This window comes from Streptomyces viridosporus (assembly GCF_002078235.1).
Taxonomy (GTDB): domain Bacteria; phylum Actinomycetota; class Actinomycetes; order Streptomycetales; family Streptomycetaceae; genus Streptomyces; species Streptomyces viridosporus.
In genome coordinates, this window is sequence record NZ_MSGP01000883.1 from 1 (window position 1) to 960 (window position 960).

Annotated in this window: 1 protein-coding gene and 1 pseudogene; both read left to right on the top strand. The window is 72.4% G+C overall.

Annotated elements, in window-relative coordinates; genetic code table 11:
* Positions 1–254: pseudogene (locus B7L92_RS38410) on the top strand (ECF transporter S component); the annotation flags it as partial.
* Positions 255–592: 338 nt separating this feature from the next.
* On the top strand, positions 593–960 hold a 368-nt coding region (locus B7L92_RS38415), incomplete at its 3' end, for a lytic transglycosylase domain-containing protein (RefSeq protein WP_081241669.1).

The window sequence follows — 960 nt, forward strand, 5'->3', positions numbered from 1 at the left end:
ACATGGCGGGCTGGCCCTTCATGTCCGCCCTCGCCTCGAACATCTCCTTCGACCCGGAGGCGGCGGTCCCCGCGAACCTGGCCCGCTTCCTGGCCTACTGCCTGGCCACGTCCCTCGGCTGGGACCTGGGCCGGGCGCTGGTCACCGTCGCGCTGACCCTGGCGCTGGGCGCCCCGGTCCTGCGGGCCCTGCGCCGCGCCACCCGGAGGGCGGCCTTCGAGGCGCCGGTCACATTCGACGCTCCCGCTCGGTGAGACGCCGCACGCGGTCCGTGACCGGGGTGGTGAACCACCCCACATGACGCGGATCACGTACGAAGCGGGGCCGTAGTCGCGGCGCGGCGCCGGACCCCGGCGCCGCCGGGTCGCACCAAGCCTCCGTGCCCCGTCCTCACCCTGACACGACGTCCGATATGCGACCTCGGGTAGTAAAAGGGCTCATTGCGGTCAAACCTCGGATTTGTTTCGGTGAAGCGGTCGCCAGGCGCCGACGTGCCCTCCCGGGCCGCGGCGCCGACGCATGCCCGCCGCGCACCGCACGGCATCCGGCACCGCACACGGCGACCACCCCGTTCCCGACCGAAAGGCCGCCCGTGTCCGCCGTTTCCCTCCTCCGCACCCTCGCCACCCCGAAGAAGGCCGTCGCCGGTGCCGCCCTCGCCGCCGCCGCCTGCGGCACGCTGATCGCCGCCGCACCCGCGCAGGCCGCGCCGACGGCAGCCACCTCGGCCCAGGCGACCGCGCAGAAGATGATCGGCAACTCGGCGCAGTACCAGTGCTTCTCGAACATCGTCCAGCACGAGAGCAACTGGAACCACACCGCCACCAACGCCTCCAGCGGCGCGTACGGCCTGGTCCAGGCCCTGCCGGCCACCAAGATGGCCTCGGCCGGCTCCGACTGGAAGACCAACCCCGCCACCCAGATCAAGTGGGGTCTGGACTACATGAACGACCGCTACGG